Genomic DNA, 14,816 nt, shown 5'->3' with positions numbered 1-14,816 from the left:
GCCACTGCGCTGCAGTGGCCCTTTTCGGATACGGTCAGTCTATCAATCCATCGATGGACCGACCCACCGATCCATCAGGAACGGGCAGCGCGCTTGCGCTCGTTTTCGGTCAGGTGGCGCTTGCGCAGGCGCACGGACTTGGGCGTGATCTCGACCAGTTCGTCGTCCTCGATGAACTCCACACCGTACTCGAGCGTGAGGTCGATCGGGGGCGTGATCTTGATCGCGTCTTCCTTGCCCGACACGCGGAAGTTGGTCAGCTGCTTGGTGCGCGTGGCGTTCACCACCAGGTCGTTGTCACGGCTGTGGATGCCGACGATCATGCCTTCGTACACGGGGTCGTTGGCCTTCACGAACATGCGGCCACGATCGTCCAGCTTGCCCAGGGCGTAGGTGAAGATTTCACCGTCATCCATGGAGATCAGCACACCGTTCTTGCGGCCGCCGATGTCGCCCTTGTGCGGCTCGTAGCTGTCGAAGATGTTGCTGATGAGGCCCGAACCGCGCGTCAGGTTCAGGAATTCGTTGGTAAAACCGATCAGGCCACGGGCCGGGATGCGGTACTCCAGGCGCACGCGGCCACGGCCGTCGGACTCCATGTTCACCAGTTCGCCCTTGCGCTCGCCCAGGGCTTGCATCACGCCGCCCTGATGGCCTTCTTCGATGTCGGCCGTCACCAGCTCGATCGGCTCGTGCTTCACGCCGTCGATGTCCTTGAACACCACGCGGGGCTTGGACACGGCCAGCTCGTAGCCTTCGCGGCGCATGTTTTCCAAGAGGATGGTCAGGTGCAGTTCGCCCCGGCCCATCACTTCGAACACGCCTTCTTCGTCGGTCTCCTTCACGCGCAAGGCCACGTTGTGCTGCAGTTCCTTTTGCAGGCGGTCCCAGATCTGGCGGCTGGTGACGAACTTGCCTTCACGGCCGGCCAGGGGCGACGTGTTCACGCAGAAGTTCATGGTCAGCGTGGGCTCATCCACCTTCAGCATGGGCAGCGGCGCGGGGTTGGCGGGGTCGGTCACGGTCACGCCGATGCCGATGTCTTCAATGCCGTTGATCAGCACGATGTCGCCCGGGCCTGCCAGGGGGGTCTGCATGCGGTCCAGACCCTGGAAGGTCAGCACCTGGTTCACACGGCCCTTGGTGGTCTTGCCATTGGGCCCTTCCATGACCAGCACGTCCTGTGCGGGCTTGAGCGTGCCTTGGCTGATGCGGCCGACACCGATGCGGCCCACGAAGCTGGAGAAATCCAGTGCCGAGATCTGCAGCTGCAGGGGGGCGTCAGGGTTGCCGGAGTTCGGTGGCACGTGCTTGAGAATGGTGTCGAACAGGGCCGACATGTCGGGGCCCCACTGCTCACCCGGTGCGCCTTCTTCCAGCGACGACCAGCCGTTGATGCCCGAGGCGTACACGACGGGGAAGTCCAGCTGCTCGTCGGTGGCACCCAGCTTGTCGAACAGGTCGAACGCGGCGTTCACCACCTTGTCGGGGTTGGCACCGGGCTTGTCCACCTTGTTCACCACGAGGATGGGGCGCAGGCCCAGGGCCAGGGCCTTCTTGGTCACGAAGCGCGTCTGGGGCATGGGGCCTTCCTGCGCGTCGATCAGCAGCACCACGCTGTCCACCATGGACAGCGCACGCTCCACTTCACCGCCGAAGTCCGCGTGACCAGGGGTGTCCACGATGTTGATGTGCGTGCCCTTCCAGCTCACGGCGCAGTTCTTGGCCAGGATGGTGATGCCACGCTCTTTTTCAATCGCGTTGTTGTCCATCACGGTATCGACGACCTTTTCGTGGTCGGCAAAGGTGCCGGACTGGCGCAGCAGCTGGTCCACCATGGTGGTTTTGCCATGGTCAACGTGGGCAATGATGGCGATGTTGCGGATCTGTTTAGTCATAGTTTTTCCAATGTGCCGCTGGTTTGCACGTGCGGCTTGCTTTCCAAGATTTGTTGAATTTCCAGCGGACTCAGGAGCCGGCCCGGCACCAGTTCCCCGCCAGCAATATGGCCTACCCCCAGCAGCGCCGGGGGGCTTTCTCCAAACACCGCCACCGCGCTGGCATCCGGCCAGGCCCCACGGCGGCGCACGCCCGACAGGAAACGAGCGGCATTGTCGCTGTCCAGCGTGACACGTGTGTGCCCGGCCAGCAAGGACTCGGGGGCCTCCAGGCTGGCAATGCGTTCGGCCTCGGGCATGGCCTCCAGCTGCGCCAGCGTGACGCAGCGCTCCACACCGATGCCACCGGTGTCGATCCGGCGCAGAAAACTGAGGTGCGCCCCGAAGCCCAGTGCAGCACCAATGTCCTCACCCAGGGTGCGGATGTAGGTGCCTTTGCTGCAGGTCACTACTATTTTGATAGCGAACAGCGCTTGATCAGTGGGCGTGAGTGCCAGTTTTAGTGCATGAATGACCACATCGCGCGGCTCACGCTCCACTGTGACACCGGCACGCGCGTACTCGTACAGCGCCTTGCCGTCCTTCTTGAGCGCGCTGTGCATGGGTGGCACCTGGCGGATGGAGCCGGTGAACTGCTGCTGCACGGCAGCCAGGCGGTCGGGGGTGAGCTGGGCAGGATCCACCTCGCGACGCTCCAGCACCTCGCCCTCGGCGTCGCCGGTGGTGGTGGTGATGCCCAGCACGGCAATCGCTTCGTAGGTCTTGGCGGCTTCGAGCTGCAGCTGGCTGAACTTGGTGGCTGCACCAAAACACAGGGGCAATACACCCGTGGCGAGCGGATCAAGCGTGCCGGTGTGGCCCGCCTTCTCGGCGCGCAGCAGCCATTTCACCTTTTGCAAGGCGTCATTGCTGGACAGGCCCAGGGGTTTGTCGAGCAGCAGCACTCCGTGCACCGGGCGCCGCTGCACCCGGATGCGGGGAGCGCGCTCGGTCATGTTTCCTCGTCGTCTTTGGAGCGGGAAGCCACAGCGCGCGCAATCAGCGCATTCATGTCGGCGGCACGTTCGGAGGTGCGGTCGAACACGAAGTGCAGCGTGGGCACCGTGTGGATGTGCAGGCGCTTGAACAGGCCATTGCGCAAGAAGCCCGCCGCCTGGTTGAGCGCCGCCTGGGTTTCCACCGGGTCACCCGTCAGCAGGCTGAAGAACACCTTGGCGTGGGCGTAGTCGGGGGTCACCTCCACGCCCTGCAGCGTCACCATGCCCACGCGCGGGTCTTTCAACTCGCGCGCGATCAGCTCCGTCAGATCGCGCTGGATCTGGTCGGCCACCTTGAAGGCGCGGTTGGGAGTGGCGGATTTCTTCGCAGCCATGTCGTAGTCGTCGCTCTCGTCGTCGCCTCGCCTTACAGCGTGCGTGCGATTTCCTTGATTTCAAAGAACTCGAGTTGGTCGCCTTCCTTGATGTCGTTGTAGTTGCGCAGCTTGATACCGCACTCGAAGCCTTCCTTGACTTCCTTGACATCGTCCTTGAGGCGGCGCACAGACTCCACTTCGCCGGTGTAGATGACCACGTTGTCGCGCAGCAGGCGGAACTTGCAATTGCGCGTGACCTGGCCGGAGGTGACGTACGAACCCGCCACCGTGCCGATCTTGGAAGCCACGAACACGGTGCGGATCTCCGCCGTACCGATCGCTTCTTCGCGCTGCTCGGGTGCCAGCATGCCGGACATGGCCGCCTTCAACTCATCCACGGCGTCGTAAATGATGTTGTAGTAATGCAGGTTCACGTCGCTCGACTCCGCCAGCTTGCGCGCACCGGCGTCGGCACGCACGTTGAAGCCGATCACGATGGCCTTGGAGGCAATCGCCAGATTCACGTCGGACTCGCTGATGCCACCCACGCCAGCGTAGACCAGCTGCACGCGGATTTCCTCGGTGGAAAGCTTGAGCAGCGAGGCGGCCAGCGCTTCCTGCGAGCCCTGCACGTCCGCCTTGATGATGATGGGCAGGGTCTGCACCTCGCCTGCGGTCATCTCGGAGAACACGTTCTCCAGCTTGGCTGCCTGCTGCTTGGCCAGCTTGGTGTTGCGGAACTTGCCTGCACGGTAGGTCGCGATTTCGCGCGCACGGCGCTCGTCGGACAGCACCATGAACTCGTCGCCGGCCTGGGGCACATCCGACAGACCCTGGATTTCCACCGGGATCGACGGACCGGCCGTCTTGGCCGGCTTGCCGTTTTCGTCCAGCATGGCGCGCACGCGGCCCGAAGTCTGGCCTGCCAGCACCACATCGCCCACCTTCAGCGTACCGGACTGCACCAGCACCGTGGCCACCGGGCCGCGGCCCTTGTCGAGCTGGGCTTCGATCACGAGACCCTTGGCCAGGGATTCCACCGGGGCCTTGAGTTCAAGCACTTCGGCCTGCAACAGCACCTGTTCGAGCAGGTCGTCGATGCCCATGCCGGTCTTGGACGACACAGCCACAAAGGGCGAATCGCCGCCATACTCTTCAGGCACCACCTCTTCAACCACCAGTTCCTGCTTGACGCGGTCGGGGTTGGCATCGGGCTTGTCCGCCTTGGTGATGGCCACCACGATAGGAACACCCGCCGCCTTCGCGTGCTTGATGGCTTCCTTCGTTTGTGGCATCACGCCGTCGTCGGCAGCAACCACCAGGATCACGATGTCGGTAGCCTGAGCGCCACGGGCACGCATGGCCGTGAAGGCCTCGTGACCGGGGGTATCGAGGAAGGACACCATGCCGCGCGGCGTTTCCACGTGGTAGGCACCGATGTGCTGCGTGATACCGCCCGCTTCGCCCGCCGCCACCTTGGCGCGGCGGATGTAGTCCAGCAGCGAGGTCTTGCCGTGGTCCACGTGGCCCATGACGGTGACCACCGGAGCGCGTGGCAACAGTTCGGCGTCCTTCTGGCCCGAATCGTCGTCGGTGAAGGCTTCGGGGTCATCCAGCGCAGCCACCACGGCCTTGTGGCCCAGCTCTTCCACCACGATCATGGCGGTGTCCTGGTCCAGCGGCTGGTTGATGGTGACCATCTGGCCCATCTTCATCAGCGCCTTGATGACTTCGGACGCCTTGATCGACATCTTGTGCGCCAGCTCCGCCACCGTGATGGTTTCGGGCACATGCACTTCAATGATGCGCGCCTCGACCGGTGCCGACTGCTGGTGATCGTCGCGCTGGTCGCGGCCGTCGCCACGGCGGCCACGCGGGCCACCACGCCAGTTGTTGCGGCCCACGCCACCGCTGCTGTCGCCGCGGGTCTTGATTTCCTTCTTCTTGGCCGTGTCATTGGCCCAGCTGGAGGACAGCTTGGCCGACTTGACTTCCTTGCCCGAACCCGGGGCAGCACCGGCACCGGCCGGGGCTGCAGCCCCTGCGCGCGGGCCACCCGTGCCAACGGCGGGCTTGTGCAGCGTGCCCTTCTTGGCGTCACCCACCGCCGCAGGCTTGGCCGCGGGCTTGGGTTCTTCGGGCTTCTTGGCGACCATGACCGCCTTCTTGGGCGTGGCCATCATGGCGCGGATGGCTTCTGCCTCGGCCAGGGCCTTGCGGCGGCGCTCTTCCAGATCGCGGGCACGGGCAGACTCTTCGTCCGCACGGGCCTTGGCTTCTGCCTGTGCCTTTTCCCGGGCTTCGGTCTGCGCAGCAGCGCGCGCAGCAGCCTCGGCTGCCTGCTCACGGGTAGCCTCTTGCTTCACGGCGGAGGCCTGGGCCTTCTTTTCGGCTTCCTGGGCGGCATAGGCGGCGGCGCGCTCTTCGGCTTCGCGCTCGCGCTTCTCGCGGGCTTCGCGCTCGGCACGCTTCTCGGCCAGTTCGGCCTCCTGGCGGCGGATCAGCTCGGCCTGGCGGCGGGCTTCCTCTTCGCGGCGGGCCAGTTCCAGGTCTTCACTCGACACAGCAGCTTCTTCGACAACCGCAGTTGCGGTCTCGGCAGCCGCTTCAGCGCCTTCATCCCGCTGGATGAACGTGCGCTTCTTGCGCACTTCCACCTGGATGGTGCGCGCCTTGCCCGTGGCGTCGGCTTGCTTGATCTCGCTGGTGGACTTCTTCACCAGGGTGATCTTCTTGCGGTCGGCAGAAGCCGTGCCATGGCTGGCTTGCAGGTACGCAAGCAGCTTCTGCTTGTCCGACTCGGTCAGTGCGTCGGAGGGGGCAGCCTTGCCCACGCCCGCAGCCTTGAGCTGGTCGAGCAGGGTTTCAGGCGATTTTTTGAGTTCGGTTGCGAACTCGGCGACAGTGTTACTGGACATATGTGGTTCGTGCCTCCCTGACCCTTACTCTTGTTGCCCCGCGAACCAATGTTCGCGCGCCTTCATGATCAAGGCTTTGGCGTCCTCTGCAGACTGTCCGGTCAGGTCGGTCAGCTCATCAATGGCCAGGTCGGCCAGGTCGTCACGTGTATGCACACCACCGTCAGCCAGCTTGGCAATCAGTTCGGGGGTGAGGCCTTCAAGGTCGCGCAGGTCCTGGGAGACCTCTTCCACGCTTTCCTCGCGGGCGATTTCCATGGTCAGGAGCGCATCCTTGGCACGGGCACGCAGCTCGTTGACGGTGTCTTCGTCGAAGCTTTCGATCTCCAGCATTTCCTGCAGGGGCACATAGGCCACTTCTTCCAGGCTGTTGAAGCCTTCGGAGATCAGGATGTCGGCGATTTCTTCGTCCACATCCAGCTTTTCCATGAACAGCTTGCGGGCCGTGTCGGTCTCGTTGGCCTGCTTCTGCGCGCTTTCGGCGGCGTCCATGATGTTGATTTTCCAGCCGGTGAGGTCGGACGCCAGACGCACGTTCTGGCCACCACGGCCGATGGCGATGGCGAGGTTTTCCTCGTCCACGACCACGTCCATAGCGTGCTTTTCTTCATCGACCACGATGGAGGACACGTTGGCCGGGGCGAGCGCACCGATCACGAACTGCGCCGGGTCTTCGGACCACAGCACGATGTCCACGCGCTCGCCAGCGAGTTCGTTGGTCACTGCATTCACGCGGGTGCCGCGCACACCCACGCAGGTGCCGATGGGATCCACGCGCTTGTCGTGCGACAGCACGGCGATCTTGGCGCGCGAACCGGGGTCGCGGGCGCAGGACTTGATCTCCAGCAGGCCCTGCTCGATCTCGGGCACTTCCTGGCGGAAGAGTTCGATCATGAACTCGGGCGCCGAGCGCGACAGGATGATGGGCGCGCCGCGCAGGGTCAGATCCACCTCCATGATCATGGCCCGCACGCGGTCGCCGCTGCGCAGGTTTTCCTTGGGGATCATCTCGGAACGGCGCAGGCGGCCTTCCACACGGCCGGATTCGACAATGATGTCGCCCTTGTCCATGCGCTTGACGGTGCCCGTGAAGATCTTCTCGCCGCGCGACATGAAGTCGTTGAGCAGCATTTCGCGTTCGGCGTCGCGAATCTTCTGCAGGATGACCTGCTTGGCCGCCATCGCGCCGATGCGGCCGATGGGCACGGACTCGACACCTTCCTCGATGTACTCGCCCACCTCGATGTCGGGGATGCGCTCCTGCGCGTCCATCAGCAGCTCTTCGGCCTCGGGGTTTTGCAGGCCCGCGTCATCGGGCACCACCAGCCAGCGGCGGAAAGTCTCGTAGTTGCCGCTGTCGCGATCGATCGACACGCGGATGTCCACCTCGCCCTGGTACAGCTTCTTGGTAGCCTGGGCCAGGGCCGACTCCACGGCGCCCAAGACCACATCACGCTCCACGTTCTTCTCGCGCGAAATGGCCTCAACCAACATCAACAATTCGCGATTCATGCGACGACTCTCCTGTTTCAATCACCCGAAGATGGAAGGCTGCACACAGCAGCCACCCACCCCAATCCATTCAGCAACTCAGGCAGCTGCCGACCCGGCCTTGCCCGCACGCCCCTTGAAGTCCACGATGGGCGCCAGGCGCGCATCCCGCAGCTCGTCCAGGGTAAAGCCCAGCGCCTGCAAAGGGGCGGGCACACGTTTCTTGCTCACTTTTTGACCTGGCTTGACCGGCGGCTCGTCGCTCCAGACGATTTGCCAGCCACCCGCCTCGGCGCGCTCCAGCGTGCCGCGAAATTTCTTGCGGGTGGCATTGACCTGCCCCCCGCCTGCAGCGCCAATGGGCGCCTTCAAGGTGATGTCGATGACCGCGCCTTCAAAACGCACAAAGTCCTGCTCGTGGCGCAAGGGGCGGTCGATGCCGGGGGACGACACTTCGAGGCGCTTGTATTCGACACCGTCCACTTCCAGCGCAAACTGCAGCTGGCGGGTGACCTTCTCGCAATCCTCGACGGTGACGAACTGCTCCAGCACAGGGGCGGGCGCATCGGCGGCCGGCGGCGTCCAAGGCAAATCGATGGTGACGCGCAGCAAACCACCGGCGGAGCGTTCGATCTCCACCAGGTCATAGTCCAGGCCCGTCACAATTTGTTCAACGACTTGCTGTAGCGCCACTTATTTCAGTTCCATCCCGGAAAAACAAAAAACCCGATAACCCCCGGAGACTTCTCCGGCAGCTTCGAGCTCGAAAAGCAATCGACCAAAAAAAACGGGCGGTTGGTACCCGCCCGTTTGGTCGTGAGGCTCTTATTGTAACGCGTAAAGCATTGATTTGCAAAGACAGCGCATACAGCGGCACCCATGTGCTGTTGTTAACACGCCAGCGCGGCGGCCTGGCGCCGTTAGCGCCCTCAGAAGGCACACCCCGCCCATCCAGCCGTCTTTTCTTGCTACAACGACGATAGCGGTTGCAGCAACTCGGCCAGGTCGCTTTCGGTGAACAACGGCTCCTTGCGGGCCGATGCCTCGCTGTAAAGGCTGCCCGCGAGTTGCGCCTTGCGCTCTTGCAGCGCCAGGATGCGCTCTTCGATCGTGCCCTGCGCCACCAGCTTGACCACCCACACGCTCTGCGTCTGGCCGATGCGGTGGGCACGGTCGGTGGCCTGGTTTTCCACCGCCGGGTTCCACCAGGGGTCGAAATGGATCACGGTGTCGGCCTGCGGCAGGTTCAGCCCCACCCCGCCCGCCTTCAGGCTGATGAGGAACAGCGGCACCTGCCCGCTGGTGAACTGTTCGATGATCGCGTCGCGCTTGACGCTCTGCCCCGTGAGCTTGACCCAGGGCAAGCCGCGCTTCTTCAGCTCCGCCTCGATCAGCGTGAGCATGCTGGTGAACTGCGAAAACAGCAGAATGCGCCGCCCCTCGGCCAGCATCTCGGGCAACAGCGCCATCAACTGCTCCAGCTTGGCCGAGGTCTTGACCTTTTTGGCGGCATCCAGCGGCACCAGCGCCGGGTGGCAACACACTTGGCGCAGCTTGAGCAGCGCATCGAGGATGGTGATCTGCGATTTGGCCAGGCCCTTGGTCTGCAGCGCCTCGCGCACGGTTTTCTCCATGCCCAGGCGGATGGTTTCGTACAGGTCGGCCTGCGAGCCGCTCAGCTCCACCGGCATCACCGACTCCACCTTGGGAGGCAGCTCCGCCGCCACCAGCCCCTTGGTGCGCCGCAGCATGAAGGGCGTGACGCGGGCGCGCAGCTGCGCCAGGCGAGCCGTGTCGCCCTGTTTTTCGATGGGGTTGCGGAACAGTTCCTTGAAGCGCTGCTGGCTACCCAGGAACCCCGGCATCAGGAAGTGGAACAGGCTCCAGATTTCGCCCAGGTGGTTTTCCATGGGCGTGCCCGACAGGCACAGGCGGTGGCGCGCCTGCAGCTCGCCCACCACCTGCGCGGCGTGGGTGCTGGCATTCTTGATGTTCTGGGCTTCATCCAGCACCACCAGGTGCCAGGGCTGTGCCAGCCAGCGCTCGCGGTCGCGCTGCAGCAGCGAATACGGGGCGATGACGATGTCGTGTTCGGCCACCGCATCGGCCACGGCGTGGCGGCCCGCGCCGTGAAGCACCAGGCAGCGCAGGCCGGGGCAAAAACGCGCGGCCTCGCGCTGCCAGTTGCCCATCAGGCTCACGGGCGCAATGATGAGGGCGGGGTCGCTCAGGCGGCCCGCGTCTTTTTCGACCTGGATATGGGCCAGCGTCTGCAGCGTCTTGCCCAGGCCCATGTCGTCGGCCAGCACCCCGGCCAGACCATGGGTGCGAAGAAACTGCAGCCAGTTCAGCCCCTGCTGCTGGTACGGCCTCAGCGTGGCCTGCACACCCGCTGGCACGGGCACGGCGGGCAATGCGCTGGCGCCCTGCAGCTGCGCCACCAGGCCGCGCAGCGCATCTGCGCCCTGCCACACCGCGCCCTCGCCCAAGGCCGCGCTTGTGCGCAGCGCGTCCAGACGCGAGAGCTTCAGGCTCTCGCCGCCGAAATCGTGCGCGCGGTCGCCCACCAACTCCAGCAGGGCGGCCATCCAGGGGCGCAGGGTGTCGGTGGGTAGGCGCACAAAACCCGTACCGGTTTGCGACGGCAGATAGACATGCGAGGGCAGCCGGGGCAGCCCCGTCGCAGGATCCAACGGCTGGGTCGCAGCGGCGGCAATCAGCTCGGGCAGCCAGGGCAGAACGTTGTGGCGCACGCCGTTGATTTCCATGCCCAGCGACAGCGCAAACCAGGGGGATGTGGCCTCATCGTCGCCGCTGGGCTGCAGCGCCACGTCCAGCGCATCGGCATGGGTGATCCAGCCGTTCAGCGTGGCTGCCAGCGTCAGTTCAAACCCCGCGTCGCGCAGCACCACGAAGCCGTTGTCGGCCCAGTGCATCCAGTCGTTTTGCGATTGCTCGCCAGGGATGCCGAACAGGCCATCGTCTGTCCCCAGCAGGCCCAGGTCCATCAGACGTTCGATGGCATCCAGCTCGGCCATCGCATCGCGCTGCAACAGCACCTGGCCGCCATCGGCGCCCGGCACCAGCACGCCCAGCTCCTGCCCGGCCCACCAGCCCACATGGCCCTGGTAGTCAAAACGCAGCTGGGCGGTGATGAGGCCGAGGTAAGGAACATCGGACTCGGCCACGGGCGCCAGATGCAGGCGCGCCACAGGCTTCACGCCTTGCACGCGTGTGAGGGGGCTGAGCACCGGCGGCAGCGGCAGCATGCCGCCCAGGCGGCTGGCCACATCGGCATGGTGCTTTTGCAACGCGGCGGTGCCCAGCGGGGGCGCCTGCAGCAACAGCTGCAGTTGTGCGGCGCTCAGGCCCTCTGCCAGCACGGGGCCACACAGGCCCTGGTCGGTGTCCAGGTACAGCGGCGGGTCGTTGGCGCACAGCGCGGCACTGGGGCTGGGCAGGCGGGCCTGCAGGCGCCAGGCGCTGTCACCGTCGGCTTGGGGGGGCGGGGTCTCGTTCCAGGCCCAGGCGATAGGCAGCGGCTCGCCCCAACGCAGGGGCGCCCCCACGGTGGCACCGCCCGCGTCGGCAAACAGACGGCCCGTGGCGGCGGCCTGCTGCAGTGCCAACAGACCCACCGTGCCTTCGAGCACGCCCGACGGCGCGCCGCTGTAGGCCGAGTAGTAACCCAGGCTGCGCGGCATGGCACGCAGCAGTTGCAGCAGCTGGCGGTCGGCATCGGTGGCCCGGTCGTACACCGCCTGGCCGGGGCCGGGCTGGGTGCGGATGGTCTTGGGCTTGGCCCAGCCGCCGGTGAGCTTGGGGTAGGAGACCACGGCCTCGATCTGCAGCTGCGGCGCGCCCGAGCGCAAGCGCCCCACGGTGGAGAGCAGATAGAGATAACACTCTGGCCGGTCGGCCCGCGCACCCGGCGGGGGCGGCGCCGCGTTGTCGGCGGCCAGGTCCCAGTCGTGCAGCCAGCGCACCAGGCGCGCCTCGGCCTCGGCGCGGGCCTGGGCGGCCACGCGGTCTTGCATGGCTTGCAGCGCCTGCACGGCCTGGGCCGACAGGGGCGCGGGCGCGGATGAGGGTGCGAATGAGGCTGCGGACGCCGGGCCCGAGCGCAGGTGCGCCGCCTTCAGCGTCAGCGCTACCGCATGTTTGCAGTCTTCCCCGACCGGGCAGCTGCATTCGCCCGACCACGCGCTGACCTGGCCGTTGGGCGCCAGCTGCAGTTCTACCGACAGCCCATACGGCTCGGGCTGGGTGCCCTGCACCTCGCCATGGAGGGTGAAGGCGCTGTCGCCACGTTCCTCGATGTCGATGTGGACCACCGCCGCCTGGCGAAAAAGGTCCATGCCCCGTGACCAGGCGCCTTTTTCGCACCAGGCCTGCAGCGAGTTGATGGGAAACCAGGGTGCGGAAGGGGAAGACACAAAGTTCAAGGAAAAAAATGCCTCTTGCGCGCGACCATCAAGCGCAATTAGCTATCAAAACAGGAGCAAACAACCCACAGCGCCTCAGCGCCCGCGGGCGGCCCGCACGCGCTCGAACACGCCCTGGGCCTCCTGCCCTGCCCCGGCACTGCTGCCAGGCGTGGCCGCCTGCAGGCTGGCCAGCAGCCGCGCCAGCACCGGCGCCTGGGGCAGCAAGGGGCCCAGGAACAGCGCACGTTCACCGTCGGCAATCAGCAGCGTGGGGAAGGTTTCCACGTCCAGGTCGCCCGCCAGATCGGATTCGTCCTCGATGTCCACCCATTCAAACCGCACGTCCGGGTGCGCGCGGGCCAGCTCGTCGAACAAGGGGCGGTAGATACCGCAGGTGCCGCACCAGGCCGCGCACAGGCACACGGCCCACCAGCCGCCGGGCGTGGCGGCCGCAGGGCTTGAGGGGGTGGACGGGGGCAGTGTGGCGGGGCTGGACATCAAACGGGCTCCTGGGGCTGGTGCAGCAGTCCGTCAACACCAGCGGACCCGCTACAAACCGCGCCGTTCCCGGGCGCGGTAAACCTCGATGGTACCCACCCCGGGCGCCCGGTTGCCCCAACTGTTGCGCACCAAGGTGGTCACGGCCGCAATGTCTTCGTCGGACAACAACTGCTGGAACGGCGGCATGCCATGCGGGCGCGGGTTGCCCGCCGTGGCGGGCAGGTAGCCGCCCTGCAGCACCACGCGCACCAGGTTGGTGGGGTCGGCCAGCGTGACGGCGCGGTTGCCCGCCAGCGCGGGGAAGGCACCCGGCTCGCCCTGCCCCTGGTCGCCATGGCATTGGGCGCAGTGCTGTTCATACACCTTGGCGCCGCGCGCCAGGGCGGTGGCCGGTGGTGCGGCCCCGGCGGCAAGCGCCTTGTGCTCCTGCTGCGGCAGGCCCTGCAGGTACACCGCCATGGCGCGCGCATCGGCATCGCTCAGGTACTGCGTGCTGCGGAACACCACCTCGGCCATGGGGCCCAGCACCGAGCCCTGCGGGGCCACGCCGGTTTTCAGCAAGGCCATCACGTCGTCGGTCTTCCATTCTTTGACACCCGCCTCATGCGCCGCATTGAGCGCAGGTGCATACCAGTTCTGCACCGGGATCAGCCCGCCCGTGAACGCCTTGGCGTCGGTGGTGGCACCCAGCGCGTTGCGCGGCGTGTGGCAGGCCGTGCAATGGCCCAGGCCGTTGACCAGGTAGGCGCCCCGGTTGTACTCGGCCGTTTGCGTGGCCTCGGGCCGGGGCGCTCCGGGCGCGAAGAACAGCGCCCGCCACACACCCAGCGCCGCCTGCGTGTTGTACGGAAAACGCAGCGCATGCGCCCGGTTGGGTTCGGCCACAGCAGGCTGGCTTTGCAGATACGCAAAGATGGCATCCGAGTCCTCGCGCGTCACCTGCGTGTAGTTGGGGTACGGGAAGGCCGGGTACAACAGCCGCCCGTCCTTGCTGCGGCCATGGTGCATGGCGCGCCAGAACTCGGCCGATGTCCACGCACCAATGCCGTGGGCCTTGTCGGGCGTGAGGTTGGAGCTGTGCACCACGCCAAACGGCGTCTCGATGCCGCGCCCGCCCGCAAACGGCGCTCCGCCCTGTGTGGTGTGGCAGGCCATGCAGTTGCCGACGCGGGCCAGGTATTCGCCGCGCTGCACCAGCGCGGGCGTGGATTGCAGGGTTTCGGTGGCAGGCAGCGGCTCTTCGCCCCGCAGGTTCAAGGTGACCACAACGGCGGCGGCAATGCCCAGGGCCGCGAGTGTGCAAGAGATCGTACAAAGGATGCGTTTCATCGGTGCATCCCTTCTCAACGTGCAGCCGCTGCGGCGACGGGCACATCGGCCACGCCCCCGCACCGGGCAGGCATGACGGCAGGCAGGGTGCGCGCAGGCTTGCCGCCCGCCGCCACGGGCTGGGCCGCCAGCCAGGCTGATACAGCGCTCACCTCCTCGGGCGTGAGCTGGCGCGCAATATCGGCCATGCAATCCGGCGCATGGGCGCGGCGCTGGCCGGTTTTCCAGGCGCCGAGCTGGCTGTTGAGGTAGTCGCGCGGCAGCCCCAGCAGGCCGGGGATGGATGGCGCCACGCCCGTCATGGCCGCGCCATGGCAGGCCACGCAGGCGGGGACGTTGCGGGCCACATCGCCCTGCTGCACCAGCCTGCGGCCCTGCTCCAGCACGGCGGGCGGGGCCTGGGGCGGCGGTGGGGGCGGGTACGGCAGGTCCAGCGCCGCAAAGTGTTCGGCCATCTCGCGCAGGTAGTCATCGGTCAGGTGCTCGATGAGGTAGGTCATCTGCGGGTAGCTGCGACGTCCGTCGCGGAAGTTGAGCAGCTGGTTGGCCAGGTAACCCTCCGGTTTGCCCGCAATGCGCGGAAAGTAGCCGTCCGGCGTGGCGCGGCCCTCCTTGCCGTGGCATACGGTGCAGGCCAACACACGCGGGGCCATGGCGGCCGGTGCCGCAGTGGTGGGGGCGGGCTGCGCCGCCACCCCGGCAGCCAGGCCCGCAGACAGGAAGAACACAACAGCAAGGGGGCACAGCAGGCGATGCAAACGGTGCAGGCAATCAATCATGGGGATATGGGTGGGGCAACGGAGCACAGGGAGATTCCAAAGCAACTCTACGCGCGCACCAAAAAACAGTACAGATTCAGTTTCCAGTTAAAAATACAGATCAGTTTGCCCTGATCAAC

General features: G+C 65.9%; 10 protein-coding genes. All 10 read right to left on the bottom strand.

Features of this window, described 5'->3' with window-relative positions; translation table 11 throughout:
* Positions 1-74: 74 nt before the first annotated feature.
* The 10 genes from typA to AC07Z7_RS14300 all read right to left on the bottom strand — a co-directional run bounded on the left by typA (position 75) and on the right by AC07Z7_RS14300 (position 14,697).
* Positions 75-1,898 (bottom strand): translational GTPase TypA, encoded by a 1,824-nt coding sequence (gene typA / locus AC07Z7_RS14345; RefSeq protein ID WP_094290854.1) that lies wholly within the window; start codon positions 1,896-1,898, stop codon positions 75-77.
* A complete protein-coding gene (truB, locus tag AC07Z7_RS14340; RefSeq protein ID WP_440114457.1) occupies positions 1,895-2,893 on the bottom strand; it encodes a tRNA pseudouridine(55) synthase TruB in 999 nt (332 codons plus the stop codon). Before truB ends, typA begins: the two co-directional genes overlap by 4 nt.
* The gene (gene rbfA, locus AC07Z7_RS14335) at positions 2,890-3,270 is read right to left on the bottom strand and encodes a 30S ribosome-binding factor RbfA (protein ID WP_094290852.1); all 381 of its coding nucleotides are present in this window, start codon (positions 3,268-3,270) and stop codon (positions 2,890-2,892) included. Before rbfA ends, truB begins: the two co-directional genes overlap by 4 nt.
* A gap of 32 nt (positions 3,271-3,302) precedes the next feature.
* Positions 3,303-6,170 carry a translation initiation factor IF-2 gene (gene infB, locus AC07Z7_RS14330; protein WP_094290851.1) on the bottom strand — a complete coding sequence of 956 codons (2,868 nt, stop codon included), beginning with the start codon at positions 6,168-6,170 and terminating at the stop codon, positions 3,303-3,305.
* 24 nt (positions 6,171-6,194) lie between these two features.
* Positions 6,195-7,682 carry a transcription termination factor NusA gene (nusA, locus tag AC07Z7_RS14325; protein WP_094290850.1) on the bottom strand — a complete coding sequence of 496 codons (1,488 nt, stop codon included), beginning with the start codon at positions 7,680-7,682 and terminating at the stop codon, positions 6,195-6,197.
* Positions 7,683-7,760: 78 nt separating this feature from the next.
* The gene (gene rimP, locus AC07Z7_RS14320; protein WP_094290849.1) at positions 7,761-8,354 is read right to left on the bottom strand and encodes a ribosome maturation factor RimP; all 594 of its coding nucleotides are present in this window, start codon (positions 8,352-8,354) and stop codon (positions 7,761-7,763) included.
* Positions 8,355-8,629: 275 nt separating this feature from the next.
* Complete coding sequence (locus AC07Z7_RS14315) at positions 8,630-12,019, bottom strand: SNF2-related protein (RefSeq protein WP_494766645.1); 3,390 nt, start codon at positions 12,017-12,019, stop codon at positions 8,630-8,632.
* 162 nt (positions 12,020-12,181) lie between these two features.
* On the bottom strand, positions 12,182-12,586 hold the full coding sequence (locus tag AC07Z7_RS14310) for a thioredoxin family protein (RefSeq protein ID WP_494766636.1): 405 nt from the start codon (positions 12,584-12,586) through the stop codon (positions 12,182-12,184).
* 51 nt (positions 12,587-12,637) lie between these two features.
* Positions 12,638-13,918, bottom strand: coding sequence for a c-type cytochrome (locus AC07Z7_RS14305; protein WP_494766635.1), 1,281 nt, complete (start codon positions 13,916-13,918; stop codon positions 12,638-12,640).
* A gap of 14 nt (positions 13,919-13,932) precedes the next feature.
* Positions 13,933-14,697 carry a c-type cytochrome gene (locus tag AC07Z7_RS14300; protein ID WP_494766634.1) on the bottom strand — a complete coding sequence of 255 codons (765 nt, stop codon included), beginning with the start codon at positions 14,695-14,697 and terminating at the stop codon, positions 13,933-13,935.
* Positions 14,698-14,816 lie beyond the last annotated feature (119 nt).

The organism is Acidovorax sp. GW101-11A03 (assembly GCF_059424825.1).
Note: the sequence above shows the minus strand (reverse complement) of the source record. Positions and strands in the feature narration are given on the sequence as shown.

Bases quoted from the DNA above. Each gene is read 5' to 3' on its own strand.
- truB (WP_440114457.1), bottom strand. From the start codon at position 2,893: ATGACCGAGCGCGCTCCCCGCATCCGGGTGCAGCGGCGCCCGGTGCAC.
- nusA (WP_094290850.1), bottom strand. From the start codon at position 7,682: ATGAATCGCGAATTGTTGATGTTGGTTGAGGCCATTTCGCGCGAGAAG.
- rbfA (WP_094290852.1), bottom strand. From the start codon at position 3,270: ATGGCTGCGAAGAAATCCGCCACTCCCAACCGCGCCTTCAAGGTGGCC.
- AC07Z7_RS14300 (WP_494766634.1), bottom strand. From the start codon at position 14,697: ATGATTGATTGCCTGCACCGTTTGCATCGCCTGCTGTGCCCCCTTGCT.
- AC07Z7_RS14310 (WP_494766636.1), bottom strand. From the start codon at position 12,586: ATGTCCAGCCCCGCCACACTGCCCCCGTCCACCCCCTCAAGCCCTGCG.
- typA (WP_094290854.1), bottom strand. From the start codon at position 1,898: ATGACTAAACAGATCCGCAACATCGCCATCATTGCCCACGTTGACCAT.
- AC07Z7_RS14315 (WP_494766645.1), bottom strand. From the start codon at position 12,019: ATGGACCTTTTTCGCCAGGCGGCGGTGGTCCACATCGACATCGAGGAA.
- AC07Z7_RS14305 (WP_494766635.1), bottom strand. From the start codon at position 13,918: ATGAAACGCATCCTTTGTACGATCTCTTGCACACTCGCGGCCCTGGGC.
- infB (WP_094290851.1), bottom strand. From the start codon at position 6,170: ATGTCCAGTAACACTGTCGCCGAGTTCGCAACCGAACTCAAAAAATCG.